The 14,808-nt window shown below is 42.2% G+C and carries 15 protein-coding genes; 5 read left to right on the forward strand and 10 right to left on the reverse strand.

Annotated features, from left to right (window positions below; all coding sequences use genetic code 11):
• Positions 1-80: 80 nt before the first annotated feature.
• From purB to ACED29_RS13160, 5 genes are all read right to left on the reverse strand, one after another.
• Positions 81-1,451 (reverse strand): adenylosuccinate lyase, encoded by a 1,371-nt coding sequence (purB, locus tag ACED29_RS13140; RefSeq protein WP_371697837.1) that lies wholly within the window; start codon positions 1,449-1,451, stop codon positions 81-83.
• A 39-nt stretch (positions 1,452-1,490) separates the two neighbouring features.
• Positions 1,491-2,123, reverse strand: coding sequence for a high frequency lysogenization protein HflD (hflD, locus tag ACED29_RS13145; protein WP_273057104.1), 633 nt, complete (start codon positions 2,121-2,123; stop codon positions 1,491-1,493).
• A gap of 3 nt (positions 2,124-2,126) precedes the next feature.
• Positions 2,127-3,245: a tRNA 2-thiouridine(34) synthase MnmA gene (gene mnmA, locus ACED29_RS13150; RefSeq protein WP_371697838.1), complete on the reverse strand. Its 1,119-nt coding sequence runs from the start codon at positions 3,243-3,245 to the stop codon at positions 2,127-2,129.
• Between the two features lie 235 nt (positions 3,246-3,480).
• A complete protein-coding gene (locus ACED29_RS13155; protein ID WP_182697142.1) occupies positions 3,481-3,954 on the reverse strand; it encodes an NUDIX hydrolase in 474 nt (157 codons plus the stop codon).
• Between the two features lie 32 nt (positions 3,955-3,986).
• Positions 3,987-4,598: a pseudouridine synthase gene (locus ACED29_RS13160; RefSeq protein WP_259395263.1), complete on the reverse strand. Its 612-nt coding sequence runs from the start codon at positions 4,596-4,598 to the stop codon at positions 3,987-3,989.
• Between the two features lie 437 nt (positions 4,599-5,035).
• On the opposite strand from ACED29_RS13160, the gene ACED29_RS13165 reads away from it, so the two are divergent.
• Entirely contained in the window at positions 5,036-7,261 is a 2,226-nt protein-coding gene (locus ACED29_RS13165; RefSeq protein ID WP_182697144.1) for an NADP-dependent isocitrate dehydrogenase, read from the forward strand.
• A gap of 145 nt (positions 7,262-7,406) precedes the next feature.
• Here ACED29_RS13165 and cspD read toward each other — a convergent pair whose 3' ends face one another.
• Entirely contained in the window at positions 7,407-7,613 is a 207-nt protein-coding gene (gene cspD / locus ACED29_RS13170) for a cold shock domain-containing protein CspD (protein WP_011637711.1), read from the reverse strand.
• A gap of 196 nt (positions 7,614-7,809) precedes the next feature.
• Here cspD and clpS point away from each other — a divergent pair, with 196 nt between their 5' ends.
• Positions 7,810-8,118: an ATP-dependent Clp protease adapter ClpS gene (gene clpS, locus ACED29_RS13175; protein WP_124015871.1), complete on the forward strand. Its 309-nt coding sequence runs from the start codon at positions 7,810-7,812 to the stop codon at positions 8,116-8,118.
• A 42-nt stretch (positions 8,119-8,160) separates the two neighbouring features.
• Complete coding sequence (gene clpA, locus ACED29_RS13180; protein WP_124015872.1) at positions 8,161-10,419, forward strand: ATP-dependent Clp protease ATP-binding subunit ClpA; 2,259 nt, start codon at positions 8,161-8,163, stop codon at positions 10,417-10,419.
• Between the two features lie 395 nt (positions 10,420-10,814).
• On the opposite strand, the gene infA is transcribed toward clpA, so the two are convergent.
• The 3 genes from infA to aat form a co-directional block, all read right to left on the reverse strand.
• Positions 10,815-11,033, reverse strand: a complete 219-nt coding sequence (infA, locus tag ACED29_RS13185) for a translation initiation factor IF-1 (RefSeq protein WP_011496276.1) — start codon at positions 11,031-11,033, stop codon at positions 10,815-10,817.
• A 79-nt stretch (positions 11,034-11,112) separates the two neighbouring features.
• Entirely contained in the window at positions 11,113-11,832 is a 720-nt protein-coding gene (locus ACED29_RS13190) for an arginyltransferase (RefSeq protein WP_124015873.1), read from the reverse strand.
• Positions 11,822-12,529, reverse strand: coding sequence for a leucyl/phenylalanyl-tRNA--protein transferase (gene aat, locus ACED29_RS13195; protein WP_182722833.1), 708 nt, complete (start codon positions 12,527-12,529; stop codon positions 11,822-11,824). Before aat ends, ACED29_RS13190 begins: the two co-directional genes overlap by 11 nt.
• Before the next feature lie 105 nt (positions 12,530-12,634).
• On the opposite strand from aat, the gene ACED29_RS13200 reads away from it, so the two are divergent.
• Positions 12,635-13,069 (forward strand): glycine zipper 2TM domain-containing protein, encoded by a 435-nt coding sequence (locus ACED29_RS13200; RefSeq protein ID WP_124016006.1) that lies wholly within the window; start codon positions 12,635-12,637, stop codon positions 13,067-13,069.
• A gap of 99 nt (positions 13,070-13,168) precedes the next feature.
• Here the strand turns inward: ACED29_RS13200 and ACED29_RS13205 are convergent, their stop codons facing one another.
• Positions 13,169-13,537, reverse strand: a complete 369-nt coding sequence (locus ACED29_RS13205) for a hypothetical protein (protein WP_371697839.1) — start codon at positions 13,535-13,537, stop codon at positions 13,169-13,171.
• Between the two features lie 434 nt (positions 13,538-13,971).
• Between ACED29_RS13205 and ACED29_RS13210 the strand changes: the two genes are divergently transcribed.
• Complete coding sequence (locus tag ACED29_RS13210) at positions 13,972-14,751, forward strand: Nif3-like dinuclear metal center hexameric protein (RefSeq protein WP_182741357.1); 780 nt, start codon at positions 13,972-13,974, stop codon at positions 14,749-14,751.
• The last annotated feature ends 57 nt before the right edge of the window (positions 14,752-14,808 follow it).

Raw genomic sequence — 14,808 nt, forward strand, 5'->3', positions numbered from 1 at the left:
CAGAATAATAACAGGTATTTCATACAATAAAAAAGCGGCCACATATGCGACCGCTCATGTTATGCATAAAGCGTGTAAGACTATTTTAGCTCATCAACAAAGGCTTCTGCGCGGCCAATATAGTTTGCTGGAGTCATTTTTTTCAATTCAACTTTTACGTGTTCTGGTAATTCAAGACCATCAATAAATACAGCAAGTTGTGCCGCATCAATACGCTTACCACGTGTCAGTTCTTTTAGTTTCTCATACGGTTTTTCAATTCCGTAACGACGCATAACGGTTTGTACTGGTTCTGCCAGAACTTCCCAGTTTTTGTCTAATTCCGCTAAAAGTTGTGCTTCATTGACTTCTAACTTGCTAATGCCTTTTAAGGTCGCTTGATAAGCTATTAACGAGTGAGCCATACCTACGCCTAAGTTACGTAATACGGTTGAGTCAGTTAGGTCACGTTGCCATCTTGATACCGGTAATTTAGCAGCTAAGTGTTGCATTAGCGCGTTAGCGATACCTAAGTTACCTTCGGAGTTTTCAAAATCAATTGGATTGACTTTGTGCGGCATGGTTGATGAACCAATTTCGCCAGCGATAGTGCGCTGCTTAAAGTGGCCTAGTGCAACATAACCCCAAATATCACGATCAAAATCGATTAGGATGGTGTTGAAACGAGCAATGGCATCGAACAATTCAGCAATGTAATCATGCGGCTCAATTTGGGTGGTATACGCGTTCCAGTTAATACCAAGACTGGTTACAAAACGTTGCGACAGCTCATGCCAGTTAACTTCAGGGTAGGCTGACATGTGGGCATTATAGTTACCCACAGCACCGTTAATTTTACCCATGATTTCAACTGCGTTGATTTGGTTTAATTGGCGGTCTAAACGCACAGCAACGTTAGCCATTTCTTTACCAAGTGTTGATGGCGATGCTGGCTGGCCGTGGGTTCGCGACATTAGCGGTACGCTTTTATTGTCATGCGCTAATTTTTTGATAGCATCAATAATTTGCTGACACTGTGGTACTAACACTTGCTCGCGCGCTTCTTTTAACATTAAGCCATGAGATAAGTTGTTGATGTCTTCAGAAGTACAGGCAAAGTGCACAAATTCATCGATAGCAACTAGCTCGGCGTTGTCGGCAATTTGCTCTTTAATGAAATACTCAACCGCTTTTACATCGTGATTAGTGGTGCTTTCAATCGCCTTAATACGCAGGGCGTCTTGTTCGCTAAAATTGTCTTTGATGCTGTCTAACAAGGCGAGGGCGGTTTCGCTAAAAGGGGGAACTTCTTCAATCTCTGGGCAGCTAGATAATAGCTTTAACCAATTGATTTCAACTTGAACACGGTACTTAGTAAGACCGAACTCGCTGAAAATCCCTCGTAATGAGGCGGTTTTGCTACCATAACGACCGTCTATCGGAGAGATAGCAGTTAGTGCGGAAAGATCCATTTGAAGCTCCTTGATGAACTTAGTTGTAGGGTGATTCGATTAATTGTTATTTTGGCTTTGTTTTGCTGTGTCAAATATTGCCTTGCGAGCAAACACCAGATGGCGGCGTTTGCCACCTAATTGACGCCATAATACTGCACTGCGCATTGCTGCAAGCAGCAAAGCACGAATTTTATGTTGCACCTGAGGTTGCTTTAGGCAATCGGGATTACCCGATATTTGTAATTTAGGCCCTAATTCGCTGATGACATCACTATAAATACTGGCAAAATTGGCCAGGACTTGTTCATCAGTAATGGCAAAGTGTGCTAATTGGCGATGCACTTGATTGATGCGCTCAGCAAGCATGCCCAAACCGTTTGGCGAGCGTGCAAGCTTTCGTTCCAGGGTTAACACGCCAACAAGGTAACGAGTGGTTTCGACATCTTTGTTGCTGCCATCCCCAAGCTGATTTTGGATCAATTGGTAACCATTATCTAAAATGGTTTTATCCTGATACACATCTGCCGTGGATTCTGGTTCGGTGACTAAAATAGTGTTGAGAGTTGCCGCTAAGGCGTCTTTGTCACTTTCACCGTGGCGGGCTAAATACTGCACTTGACCGATAGCTTGTAAAATACCGGCAAAAGCCATAGTGCGTTCAAACAAGATGTTGTCTGGAGTTTGGCTCACGGATTATCCTCGGATTAAGGTATCGATTATGCCGCCACCTAAACAGATGTCACCATCATAAAATACTGCTGATTGCCCTGGGGTCACAGCGGCAACGGGTTCATCAAACATCACGGTAATGTTTTCGGCGTCATCATAAGAGAGTGTGCAGCCGACATCACGTTGACGATAACGAGTTTTAACCGTGATATGGCAATGATTGACGGGACCTTTTCGATCGACCCAATGCAGTTGATTAACTGTCATGCCGTTGGACATCAGGCGAGGGTGATTGCCCCCTTGCGCTACAATCAACACATTACGGACTAAATCTTTTTCAACCACATACCATGGGTCTTCATTACTGTTTTTAAGTCCACCAATGCCAAGGCCTTTGCGTTGTCCAAGCGTGTGGTACATCAAACCTTGGTGAGTTCCAATGACTTCGCCTTCAGAGGTTTCAATATCACCAGGCTGTGCAGGTAAATAGGTGGCTAAAAAGTCGGTAAATTTGCGTTCACCGATAAAGCATATGCCAGTGCTGTCTTTTTTGTCGTGAGTAATTAATCCTAGCTTTTGGGCTATTTCGCGAACTTGATGCTTTTCAAGTTCACCAACCGGGAATAAGCTGCGACTGACTTGTTCATGACTTAAGGTGTATAAAAAATAGCTCTGATCTTTATTACCATCAACACCGCGGAGCATTTCAACGCTGCCATCACTGTTGTCTCGACGGCGGACATAATGGCCCATGGCGATGTAATCGGCGTCTAAAATGTCGTCGGCAAATTCAAGAAAGGCTTTAAATTTGATTTCTTTATTGCACATAATGTCAGGGTTCGGTGTGCGGCCCGCTTTGTATTCTGCTAAAAAGTATTCAAATACATTGTCCCAGTATTCAGCAGCAAAATTAACGGTATGCATTTTAATCCCGAGCTTGTCACATACCGATTGTGCATCTTTTAAATCATCGGCTGCTGCGCAATATTCATCAGTGTCGTCTTCTTCCCAGTTTTTCATAAACAGACCTTCAACCTCGTAGCCTTGCTGCATTAACAAGTAAGCTGATACTGAAGAGTCTACACCGCCGGACATACCGACAATGACTTTTTTACCGTTTGATGCTGGGTTGATTGATGTCATAAATCCTAAAAACCTTGAAGATAGATAGTGTGTATATGGTGCCGCAATGCCAATGTTTCAAGGCAATTGCACTCGATTTTTGTTGGTCGAGATGTTGGATATTGTTGCTTGCACGTATTGAACCGATTGATTCCGATAATGCTGAGTAAACATGACATTTGTGCGGCGCATATTCTATCACGCATTCGCTTAATGGGCTATCTTGAGGTGCAGGCAAATTGCCTGACACCAGTCATTAAAAGTAATCGACATTCAGCAGTGACAGAGGGGTGTGCTGTGATGGGTGGTTTTTATCGGCTTGCTGCACAAAGTCAGCAATACTTTTTACCACTAGCGGGCTACGAAGCTGGCTACCAAGGGCAATGATTTCAGCTAGGCTTAGCCAGTGCGTGGTTATAATGGCACTGTCCAGAGGAAGCGCTTGGCGTTGCTCAGACAGTTCGATACAAAATGTATAGCGCACAAAGGCTAACTCGTCCGAGGCGCTAAATTGGTAGATGCCGACAATGGCTTGAGGTGATAACGCGAGTCCGGTTTCCTCGACTATTTCACGAGCACATGCTTCAATTATCGATTCATTTGCCTCTAAATGCCCAGCCGGTTGATTAAATTTAATGGCACCGTTAATGCGTTCTTCAACCAATAAAAATTTACCTTGGCAGTGGATCACGCAAGCGACAGTGGTATTAGGTTTATAACGTTCAGTCATCTTGTCCTCTTGTATACAGTGTCTGCCAGCGATTACTTTGCTGTGTTGATCAGTTTATATTCACCATTTGGTAAATCATCTAGACACCATTGGCCTATTTTATAACGGATTAGTCTTAAGGTTGGATGGCCGACATGTGCTGTCATGCGCCTAACTTGGCGATTTCGACCTTCACAAATTTGTACTTCTAGCCAGCTTGTTGGAATGGCTTTGCGCTCACGCACTGGTGGGTTTCTGGGCCAAACCGCGGGTGAGTCCATTAGACTGACTTTTGCAGGTAAGGTCATACCATCTTTTAATTCTACGCCATTACAAAGTGCGTTAATGGTGTCAATTGACGGCTCACCTTCAACTTGGACCCAATAGGTTTTGAAGGTTTTTTTAGCTGGATGAGTCAACTTTGCCTGCAATTGCCCGTCGTTGGTGAGTAACAATAAACCTTCACTGTCACGGTCTAAACGCCCGGCAGCATAAACATCTGCAACTGGAATAAAGTCTTTTAATGTTTGCCGGCCTGCTTCATCGGTAAATTGGCACAACACATCAAAAGGTTTATTAAATAACACAATGAGTGGATTTTCAGGTCGAGGTTTTTGCGGCGGACGCGATTTCACCCTGCTGCGATTGCCAGCTTTTGTCGACATGTCTGCTTTGTAGGGAGATGTTTTTTTGAATGGACTCAATTTACCGATTTTTGCCATAAAGGTATGGTTAACATCCTTTGCTAATACGAGTGAGTGATAAGTAAGCGAATATAAATCAATTTATGTTAGTTTACTGCGTATTCGCCCTTAGTGGAATTTGAAAATTATTAAGAATGATCTATGATGTCCGCCTAAAAATTGTGATCTGTGCCTAATTTATCATTCTGAGCTGGCGAATTTAACCGTCAAATCTCAGAGGTTTGAGAACAAAATATAATAAAAAATGGGATAGGGGATTTCACATACTTGGCTGATAACAAGTGGACCTAGATCGCTGATCTTGGCTTACTTATGCGAGTGTTATCCATCAAAGCCCGTCAAATGCTTACGCAATTTATTCTAATAAATTATTAATTTACAATAATGTAGGAAATAAAATGAAAGATAACACTCCAACGATCATATACACAGAAACTGATGAAGCGCCGGCACTTGCTACGCTATCTTTATTGCCTATTATCCGTACTTTTACTGACGCAGCAGGTGTGAAAGTTGAAACGCGTGATATTTCTTTGTCGGGTCGTGTTATTGCTAACTTCCCTGAAAAATTAACCGCAGAGCAAAAAATTGCCGATGCGTTAACAGAATTAGGTGAATTGGCTAACAAGCCAGAAGCCAACATCATTAAGTTACCTAACATCAGTGCGTCAGTGCCTCAGTTAAAAGCATGTATTGCTGAACTTCAAGCAAAAGGCTATGACATTCCTAATTATACTGATGAGCCTAAAAATGACGCTGAAGTTGAAGCGCAGTCACGTTACGACAAAATTAAAGGCAGTGCAGTAAACCCAGTATTACGTGAAGGTAACTCTGACCGTCGTGCACCAACCTCAGTGAAAAACTACGCCAAGAAAAACCCTCATTCAATGGGTAAATGGGCCAGTGATTCTAAGTCTCACGTTGCTCATATGAGCGAAGGTGACTTCTACGGTAGCGAACAGTCTGTAACCTTAGCAACTGCAGATAAAGTCAATATCGTATTGACTCAGCAAGACGGTAAAGACGTTGTTCTGAAAAGTGGTTTAGCACTATTGGCTGACGAAGTGATTGATTCTTCAGTGATGAGTAAAAAAGCCCTTGTAGAATTTTATACTCGTGAAATCGAAGCGGCAAAATCTGAAGATATATTATTATCTTTACACCTTAAAGCCACCATGATGAAAGTGTCTGACCCAATATTATTCGGTTTGGCAGTGAAAGTGTTCTTTAAAGATGTATTTGATAAGCATGGCGCATTATTTGCTGAGCTCGGCGTAGATGTAAACAATGGTTTTGGTGATGTCTATGCCAAAATCAGTACTTTACCAGAAGCTAAGCGCAACGAAATTGAAGCTGATATTGCTGCTGTTTATGCTGCTCGCCCAGCACTTGCAATGGTAGATTCAGACAAAGGTATCACCAACTTACACGTACCAAGCGACATCATTATTGATGCGTCAATGCCAGCAGCGATTCGCTCTTCTGGTAAAATGTGGGGCCCAGATGGCCAGTTGCAAGACACCAAAGCAATGATCCCAGATCGTAGTTACGCCGGTGTTTATCAAGAAACTATTTCGTTCTGTAAAAAGCACGGTGCATTTGACCCAACCACTATGGGCAGCGTGCCTAACGTGGGCTTAATGGCTCAAAAAGCAGAAGAGTACGGTAGTCATGATAAAACGTTTGAAATTAAAGCAGCAGGTACGGTTAATGTAATTAATCAAGCTGGCGATGTATTAATGAGTCATAACGTTGAAGCTGGCGATATTTACCGTATGTGCCAAGTGAAAGATGCGCCTATTCGCGACTGGGTTAAGCTAGCCGTTAAGCGCTCGCGTTTAAGCAACACACCTGCAGTATTCTGGTTGGACAGCAATCGTGCTCACGATGCTGAGTTAATTAAGAAAGTGACTGTATATCTTGCCGAGCAAGATACCGCTGGTTTAGACATCCAAATCATGACCCCAGAAGATGCGACTCGTTTTACTTTAGAGCGCATTATTAAAGGTGAAGATACTATTTCTGTAACGGGTAACGTATTACGTGACTACTTAACAGACTTATTCCCAATTCTTGAGCTGGGTACCAGTGCAAAGATGTTGTCTATCGTTCCATTGATGAGTGGTGGTGGCTTATTTGAAACAGGTGCCGGTGGTTCAGCGCCTAAGCACGTGCAACAAGTCGAAAAAGAAGGTCACTTACGTTGGGATTCATTAGGTGAGTTTTTGGCACTAGCGGCTTCTTTAGAGCACTTAAGCCAAACAACAAACAATGCTAAAGCGCAAGTGCTAGCAGATACCTTAGATGTGGCTATTGGCGTGTTCCTTGACACCAATAAATCACCTTCTCGTCGCGTAGGCGAACTCGATAACCGTGGTAGTCACTTCTACCTAGCGATGTATTGGGCACAAGCATTAACAGAGCAAACTGAGGATGCAGAGCTGGCAGCGCATTTTGCTCCACTCGCCCAATCATTGGCTATAAATGAAACGGTTATCCTTGCTGAGTTGAATGGTTCACAAGGTCCTGCAGTTGATTTAGGTGGTTATTACCGTTTAGATGCAACTAAAGCCGAACACGCCATGCGTCCTAGTGCAACATTAAACCAATTTGTTATTGGTTAAGGGCATAACCGCTCACTAAACGTGATTTTTGTTTAATGAATCCATCTTGGTATCAAGGTGTTAAATTGATAAATTTGACGTTTTTTAGATAATAAAAAAAGACAGGGATTAAAATCCCTGTCTTTTTGTTTTATAGTCTCACCAATTAAATTGTTGGCGAGATGGCTGAAGCATGCATTCCTTTAGGGCCTTCTTCAACTTCGAAGCATACAGGTTGACCTGCTTTTAAGGTACGATAACCTTCCATTTCGATAGTTGAATAGTGCGCAAATACATCTTCACCACCCTGATCAGGGCAAATAAACCCGAATCCTTTGGCGTTGTTGAACCATTTAACAGTTCCGTTTGCCATACTTCCACTTCCTTCTGTTGTCTACTTACCAGTAAGATAGTAAAACTTATTATCCAGCGGTCTAGTATTCGCCGCCTAGCAAACAGAATGAAATTTGTACGAAAAGAAGTCAAGAGCTAATTAACAAAAAGGCAACATTTAATTAATTTAACAATATCAAGTGGTCGGGAACCAAACGAGAGGCTAGTATTAAACAATGGCTAAATTAGGCAACGTAGAACATATTGCGGAAAAGGTTGAATCTGAACTACAACCGCCCAATATGTATAAAGTGGTGTTAAATAATGATGATTACACCCCAATGGATTTTGTGGTAGAAGTATTACAACGATTCTTTGAGAAAAATGAACAGCAAGCTGTTGATATAATGTTAGCTATTCATAATCAAGGTAAAGGATTGTGTGGTGTATTTCCATTTGGAATAGCAGAAACAAAAGTTTTTCAAGTAAATCAGTTTGCAAGAGAAAACCAACATCCGTTACTGTGTACGTTAGAGAAAGCATAATATCGATTTCTCATAGTCTGTGGTTAAATTTAAGAGGTGCTTATGCTGAACAAAGACCTGGAAGTCACCTTGAACCTAGCGTTTCAGCAAGCTAGAGATTCACGTCATGAATACATGACGGTAGAACATTTATTATTAGCGCTGATCGACAATCCCTCTGCCTACGAAGCATTAATTGCTTGTGGTGCGGATGTGAATCGTTTACGTGAAGAAGTGGCTAATTTCATTCAACAAACCACGCCGATTATTGCTGAATCGACTGAAGAACGTGAAACTCAACCTACCTTGGGATTTCAACGTGTTCTGCAGCGTGCGGTGTTCCATGTGCAATCATCTGGTCGCAACGAAGTCTCCGGTGCCAATGTGCTGGTGGCTATTTTTAGTGAGCAAGAATCACAAGCGGTTTATTTGTTGCGCCGTTGTGATATTACTCGCCTAGATGTAGTGAATTTTATTTCTCATGGCATGGCTAAAGAAGATGATTCTGGTGAATCACCAGATCAAGAACGTGTTGAAGACCAATCTGAAACTGCCGAAGATCGCAGCATGTTGGCGCAATTTGCCGCCAATTTAAACCAACTTGCGCAAGACGGTATTATCGATCCACTTATTGGGCGTGATGCTGAAATTGAGCGTGCAATTCAAACCCTGTGTCGTCGCCGCAAGAATAATCCCTTGCTTGTGGGTGAAGCTGGCGTCGGTAAGACGGCTATTGCAGAAGGTTTGGCTTATCGGATTGTCAATAAACAAGTGCCAGATGTGATGGCTAATGCCACCGTGTACTCGCTAGATTTAGGCTCGTTATTAGCGGGCACTAAATATCGTGGTGATTTTGAAAAGCGTTTTAAAAGCTTGTTGAAAGAATTGGCTGCAGATGAACATGCGATTTTATTTATTGATGAAATCCATACCATTATTGGTGCTGGCGCCGCGTCTGGTGGTGTCATGGATGCCTCTAACTTACTCAAGCCATTATTGTCTAGTGGTAAGTTACGCTGCATGGGATCGACTACATTCCAAGAGTATCAAAGTATTTTTGAGAAAGACCGCGCTTTAGCTCGTCGCTTCCAAAAAATTGATATCAATGAGCCTTCTGTGGCCGAAACCACCAAAATATTGATGGGGCTTAAATCCAAGTACGAAGAATATCATGGTGTGCGTTATACCCAAGCAGCTATCAGCAGTGCGGCTATTTTATCGGCGAAGCACATCAACGATCGTCATTTACCTGACAAAGCGATTGATGTGATTGATGAAGCCGGTGCTCGTATGGTGATGATGCCGCAAAGCAAACGTAAAAAGACCATTGGCCAAGCTGAAATTGAAGCCATCATTGCTAAGTTAGCCCGTATTCCTGAGAAGTCGGTATCGTCGACTGACAAGGATATGCTGCGCAACCTTGAACGTAACCTTAAGATGGTTGTATTTGGTCAAGACAAAGCGATTGAGAGCCTTAGCGCTGCCATACGCTTATCGCGCAGTGGTTTAGGTTCTGAGAAAAAGCCAGTAGGAAGCTTTATGTTTGCAGGCCCAACAGGGGTAGGTAAAACAGAAGTGACCAATCAATTGGCCAATTGTCTTAACCTTAAACTGATCCGCTTTGATATGTCTGAGTACATGGAACGTCATACCGTGTCACGCTTAATCGGTGCGCCTCCTGGCTACGTTGGTTATGATCAAGGTGGCATGCTCACCGACGCTGTGATTAAAAATCCGCATTGTGTGGTGTTGCTTGATGAGATTGAAAAGGCACACCCGGATGTATTCAATTTACTATTGCAAGTCATGGATCACGGGACATTGACCGACAACAACGGTCGCAAAGCTGATTTTAGAAATGTCACCTTAGTGATGACCACCAATGCTGGTGTACAAGAAACTATTCGTAAATCGATTGGTTTTAGACAGCAAGATCACACCCAAGATGCGTTAGCTGAAATCAATAAGATGTTTTCACCTGAGTTCCGTAACCGTTTAGATTCAATCGTCTGGTTTAACCATTTAGACATGACAGTTATTGCCAAAGTGGTGGATAAGTTCTTAGTGGAATTGCAGGCACAGCTAGATGATAAACGTGTCACCCTGGATGTCAGTGATGAAGCGCGAACCTTGCTGGCTGAGAAGGGCTATGATAAATCAATGGGTGCGCGCCCAATGTCACGTGTGGTGACAGAATTGATTAAACGTCCGTTAGCCGATGAAATCTTGTTCGGTGTGCTTGAACGAGGTGGTATTGCGCATATTGACGTCAAAGATGGTGAGATCAACATCGATTGCGAGTCGTTGGAAAAAGTCTCGTAATAATCAATTTGATTCACAATATGCTATTAAAAAAGATGACCCATGGGTCATCTTTTTTTATGCGTGTTAATTGCGCCTATTACCGTTGCTTCAATAAATCAGTCATCAAGGTAAAGCATTTCTTACTGTTCAATTCAATGGGTATTGATAACAAAATGGGTATCCCCTTTTAAATCAATAAACATAGCAGTGGATCGTATGAGGTGCTTCTGCAAAACGGATTACAACCATCGCGATGCTTGGTTGAATGTCTGATAAAAGGGTTACCCATTACGTTGAACATTCGTCTTGTTTGATGCGTGTTGCGTTACGTTGAATACACTGTATTTATGCAGTTTGGTATAACAACAAAAAAACCGACAGGCAGTCGGTTTTTACATTGTTGAGGCTAGCGATTAACGTGCGCGGAAGACGATACGACCTTTAGATAAGTCATAAGGTGTCAACTGTACAGTGACTTTGTCACCCGTTAAAATACGGATGTAGTTTTTGCGCATTTTGCCAGAGATGTGGGCTATCACCACATGTCCATTTTCAAGCTCTACGCGGAACATTGTATTTGGCAAGGTCTCAAGGATAGTGCCCTGCATTTCAATGTTGTCTTCTTTCGCCATTAATTAGTTATCCCATTAGCCTTCAAATATGAAAAAATCGGGCGTATCATGCCCCAAAAACGCCGAACTGTAAAGGCCGTTAACAAGAAAGAGGCGTAAGATTTTCGCCAACTTGCCAACCAAGAGCCGTTAAAATTTGATATGGACGATATTGGCGTTTGTAACTCATTTTTCTATTTTGATCAATTTGATAGCCCAAATACAAAAATCGTTTACCTAACGACTTAGCCAATTGGCATTGAATTAAAATCATCAACGAACCCAGTGATCGTTCTGCGTAGTCTGGGTCGAAATAGCTGTATATGGCCGAGAAACTTTGCGCCATCTCATCGGTCACCGCCACGCCAATTAATTGGTCTTTATCAAACAGTTCAATAAACATTGGCGGTAACCAATCTGATAGTAAAAAATCATCATATTGAGCTTGTGATGCCGGGTACATAGGGCCATCACTATGGCGTTCATTGATATAGCGTTGGTATAAGTCATAGTGCTCTGGCCGTGATGTATGACTGATCTTCCAATGCAAGTCTCGGTTGTTTTTTAAGGTTCTTTTTTGGCGTTTGGACAACACAAAATCATTCACATTCAGTCGAATAGATTGGCAAGATTGGCAACTCGGGCAGCGTGGTTTGTAAATTGCGTTACCGTTGCGACGAAACCCCATCGCAAGAAGTTGTTCAAACAGCGATGGGTCTATTTGTGGTTCTTGGATTACCAATAATTGCTCTTTATTGCCTTCAATATAGTTGCAATCAAAAGGTTGGCTTATGCCGACACTAACCGATTTAGAATTCAATAAACACCTCTTGTTTGATCCATATGGATGCTGACTTTGTTTGATCGCGGCCGCAGTGAAGTATGGATAAAAACTCACTTCTTGGTATCGCCATAGCCCCAAGACTTAATAAATGTGGATTCATTACTTGCGCGTCAATTAGTTGAAAATCATGTTTCACCAAGTGTTGATTCAGTATAGCAAATGCAGCTTTTGATGCATTAGTTTGCCGATGAAACATCGATTCACCGCAAAAAACACTGCCCACTGGAATACCGTAAAGCCCACCCACTAAATCGTCGCCATCCCAGACTTCAATAGAATGCGCAAGACCTTGCAGATGAAGTTCATAATAAGCCATTTGGATTTCGGCAGAAATCCACGTGCCATCCTGTGAACTTCGTGGCTGAGCGCAACCGGCTAAGACATCTAAAAAGGCATGATTGATAGTGTATCGCCAGGTGGATTTTTTAAGAAACTTAATCAAGCTTTTGCTGCCAAATGGATGACGAGGTTCAAATACCGCTCGAGGATCTGGTGACCACCATAAAATGGGATCACTGACATTAAACCAAGGGAAAATACCTTGATAATAGGCTTCTGCTAAGCGCTCTGGACGTAAATCTCCCCCAATGGCTAATAAGCCATTGGGATCGATAAGCGCCAGCTCTGGTGGCGGGAAGTCGATGGATTGATTTAAATAAGACAGTGAGTTCAAAATGAGTATATTATTTGGCATACCTTATCGTTAACTTAGCGGATATTGATCATGTTTAAAATCATAACTGTCAATGTGAAGAGTATTTTTGTAGTTTTACTGACTATGTGCTTGTTTTGTGGTCAAAGCCAAGCTGCTTATGAGCGAAATCAAGCCGTACCCGTGGAAAAAGTCATCTATGGTCAGATTGAATCGGTCAAAAACATCACTGAAAAACAGCTCGTTGAAGACAGCCATAGCGGCTGGAAAACTTTTGGTGGCGCCTTAGTCGGTGGAGTTATAGGGCATCAGTTCGGTGGCGGTTCAGGCCAAGATGTAGCTACCGTTTTAGGGGCATTAATTGGTGGCGGTATAGGCAGTCAGCATGGAAACCAACAGTATTATCTTGAAACTAAATTAGTTGAACTCATGATAAAACAAGAAGACGGAAGCCAAGTTATGGTTATCCAAGATGCAGATCCGGGGATGCGTTTTGCTGCCGGTGATGAAGTGAGAGTGGTTTATTTAAGCGGTTATGTCAGGGTTGATTTGGCGATGTGATGACATACGCAATAAAACAAAAAGGAGCCTAGGCTCCTTTTGTGTATTACAAGGGCAAAATCCATTTGCAACAGTACATTGGCTACTTTGCTAAAGTGATTAAAACCCACGAGGTAATGTTTGCTTACCTGAAGTGTGCTCGAGCTTTTGACGCCATAACTGCTTAGGCGTTAAACCGCCTGAAGTTATTTGAGCTTGGCGATTGGGTGATTTTTTTGCTGCCGCATTGTTGATTGGCTTGGCTGCAGGTTTAGCGATAGGTTTGTGCATCTCTGCCGCAGGCTGTTTATTTGTCGTCGAGGCAGTAAGTTGTGTAAGCATTGTTTCAAGTTCGCTAAAGCGCACAGATTTCTGGCCGTCAATTTTGTACCAACTGCCTGCTTGCTCAATTGATACTGTGTTACCAGATTGTCGTTCTAGTGCCGTTTGTAGTTGGCTGATGACCTCTTCTTTAGTCAATGTTGTCATAGTAAATAACCTATTGGTTGTCATGTTAAATTAAGGTTGTCGCTAATTTTAAAGTGTTAATGCATCAAAAGTCCAATTGAGCTATAAATTGGCGGATTTTCCATCCGGAAGTTGATTTTATCAGCGAGTAGAGTGATATTTCAGCATCATTAGGTTTCGATTTAATCTGGATTTAATATTGATTGAATTTGACAATCGACTGTACTTATTGGCGGCTCAAGCCTAATTTATTTGGTGGTTATTTTTGTTTTTTAAATTAATTTTTAGCTTGGATATTCTTCGCGAGAGCGACAGTATTCGGTTAAACTGATGATATCGCCATGGTGTACAGTATGGATCGCTATCGTCTGAGTGAATATCGGTTAAGTCCGCATGGTTTATACGAATAAGTTTATATCTTTGTTGCTTAAGATTAGTTAATTTCTAGGGGTTTTATGTCCACACATCATCAGACATCAGTTGTTTCTCGCCAAGCATTAGCGTCTTATCTTGATAGTTTTTTAAATGTTTCTGCCTTTAAAGACTATGCACCAAATGGGTTACAGGTCGAAGGCAAGTCGGATATTCGCACCATTGTCACCGGTGTCACTGCATGCCAAGCATTAATTGATGCGGCGATAAAGGTCAACGCTGATGCTATTTTGGTTCATCATGGTTTTTTTTGGAAAAATGAGCCCGAAGTGATCACCGGCATGAAATATCGACGGATCAAGGCCTTAATAGAAAATGATATCAGTTTATTTGGTTATCACTTACCGTTAGATGCTCATCATGGTGTTGGTAACAATGCTCAATTAGCCCAACAGTTAGGCATTATTAGCCCAAGAGTTTATGAGCAGGTAGCTCAAGATTTATTATGGCATGGTCATTTGGAACACCCAATGACGGTTGCAGAGTTTAGCGAGTTACTTAATACAGTATTAAACCGTAAACCTTTGCACATAGGGGATGAAACGAAAATGATTTCGACCTTGGCTTGGTGTACTGGCGGCGCGCAAGACTATATTGATCAAGCTGCACAAATGGGCGTTGATGCGTTTATTAGCGGCGAAGTATCAGAGCGCACATTTCACACCGCAATCGAGCAAGGTTTACATTATTTTGCTGCTGGTCACCATGCGACTGAGTTATTTGGCATTCAAGCGTTAGGCAATCACTTAGCGGAAAAATACAATATAGAGCATCATTTTATTGATATTGTAAATCCGGTATAGCTGGATTAATAACTTGGCGCTTAGCGGTGTTGACTGTGTTCTGCATGGTTTTAAAGA

Origin of the sequence: Shewanella sp. 5S214, assembly GCF_041439795.1 — a bacterium.
In the GTDB taxonomy this organism is placed as follows: domain Bacteria; phylum Pseudomonadota; class Gammaproteobacteria; order Enterobacterales; family Shewanellaceae; genus Shewanella; species Shewanella vesiculosa.

What these genes read in the sequence shown, in the direction of transcription:
- ACED29_RS13165 (WP_182697144.1), top strand. Translation starts at nt 5,036, where the DNA reads ATGAAAGATAACACTCCAACGATCATATACACAGAAACTGATGAAGCG.
- clpA (WP_124015872.1), top strand. Translation starts at nt 8,161, where the DNA reads ATGCTGAACAAAGACCTGGAAGTCACCTTGAACCTAGCGTTTCAGCAA.
- mnmA (WP_371697838.1), bottom strand. Translation starts at nt 3,245, where the DNA reads ATGACATCAATCAACCCAGCATCAAACGGTAAAAAAGTCATTGTCGGT.
- clpS (WP_124015871.1), top strand. Translation starts at nt 7,810, where the DNA reads ATGGCTAAATTAGGCAACGTAGAACATATTGCGGAAAAGGTTGAATCT.
- infA (WP_011496276.1), bottom strand. Translation starts at nt 11,033, where the DNA reads ATGGCGAAAGAAGACAACATTGAAATGCAGGGCACTATCCTTGAGACC.
- ACED29_RS13205 (WP_371697839.1), bottom strand. Translation starts at nt 13,537, where the DNA reads ATGACAACATTGACTAAAGAAGAGGTCATCAGCCAACTACAAACGGCA.
- purB (WP_371697837.1), bottom strand. Translation starts at nt 1,451, where the DNA reads ATGGATCTTTCCGCACTAACTGCTATCTCTCCGATAGACGGTCGTTAT.
- ACED29_RS13160 (WP_259395263.1), bottom strand. Translation starts at nt 4,598, where the DNA reads ATGTCGACAAAAGCTGGCAATCGCAGCAGGGTGAAATCGCGTCCGCCG.
- ACED29_RS13200 (WP_124016006.1), top strand. Translation starts at nt 12,635, where the DNA reads ATGTGCTTGTTTTGTGGTCAAAGCCAAGCTGCTTATGAGCGAAATCAA.
- cspD (WP_011637711.1), bottom strand. Translation starts at nt 7,613, where the DNA reads ATGGCAAACGGAACTGTTAAATGGTTCAACAACGCCAAAGGATTCGGG.
- ACED29_RS13210 (WP_182741357.1), top strand. Translation starts at nt 13,972, where the DNA reads ATGTCCACACATCATCAGACATCAGTTGTTTCTCGCCAAGCATTAGCG.
- ACED29_RS13155 (WP_182697142.1), bottom strand. Translation starts at nt 3,954, where the DNA reads ATGACTGAACGTTATAAACCTAATACCACTGTCGCTTGCGTGATCCAC.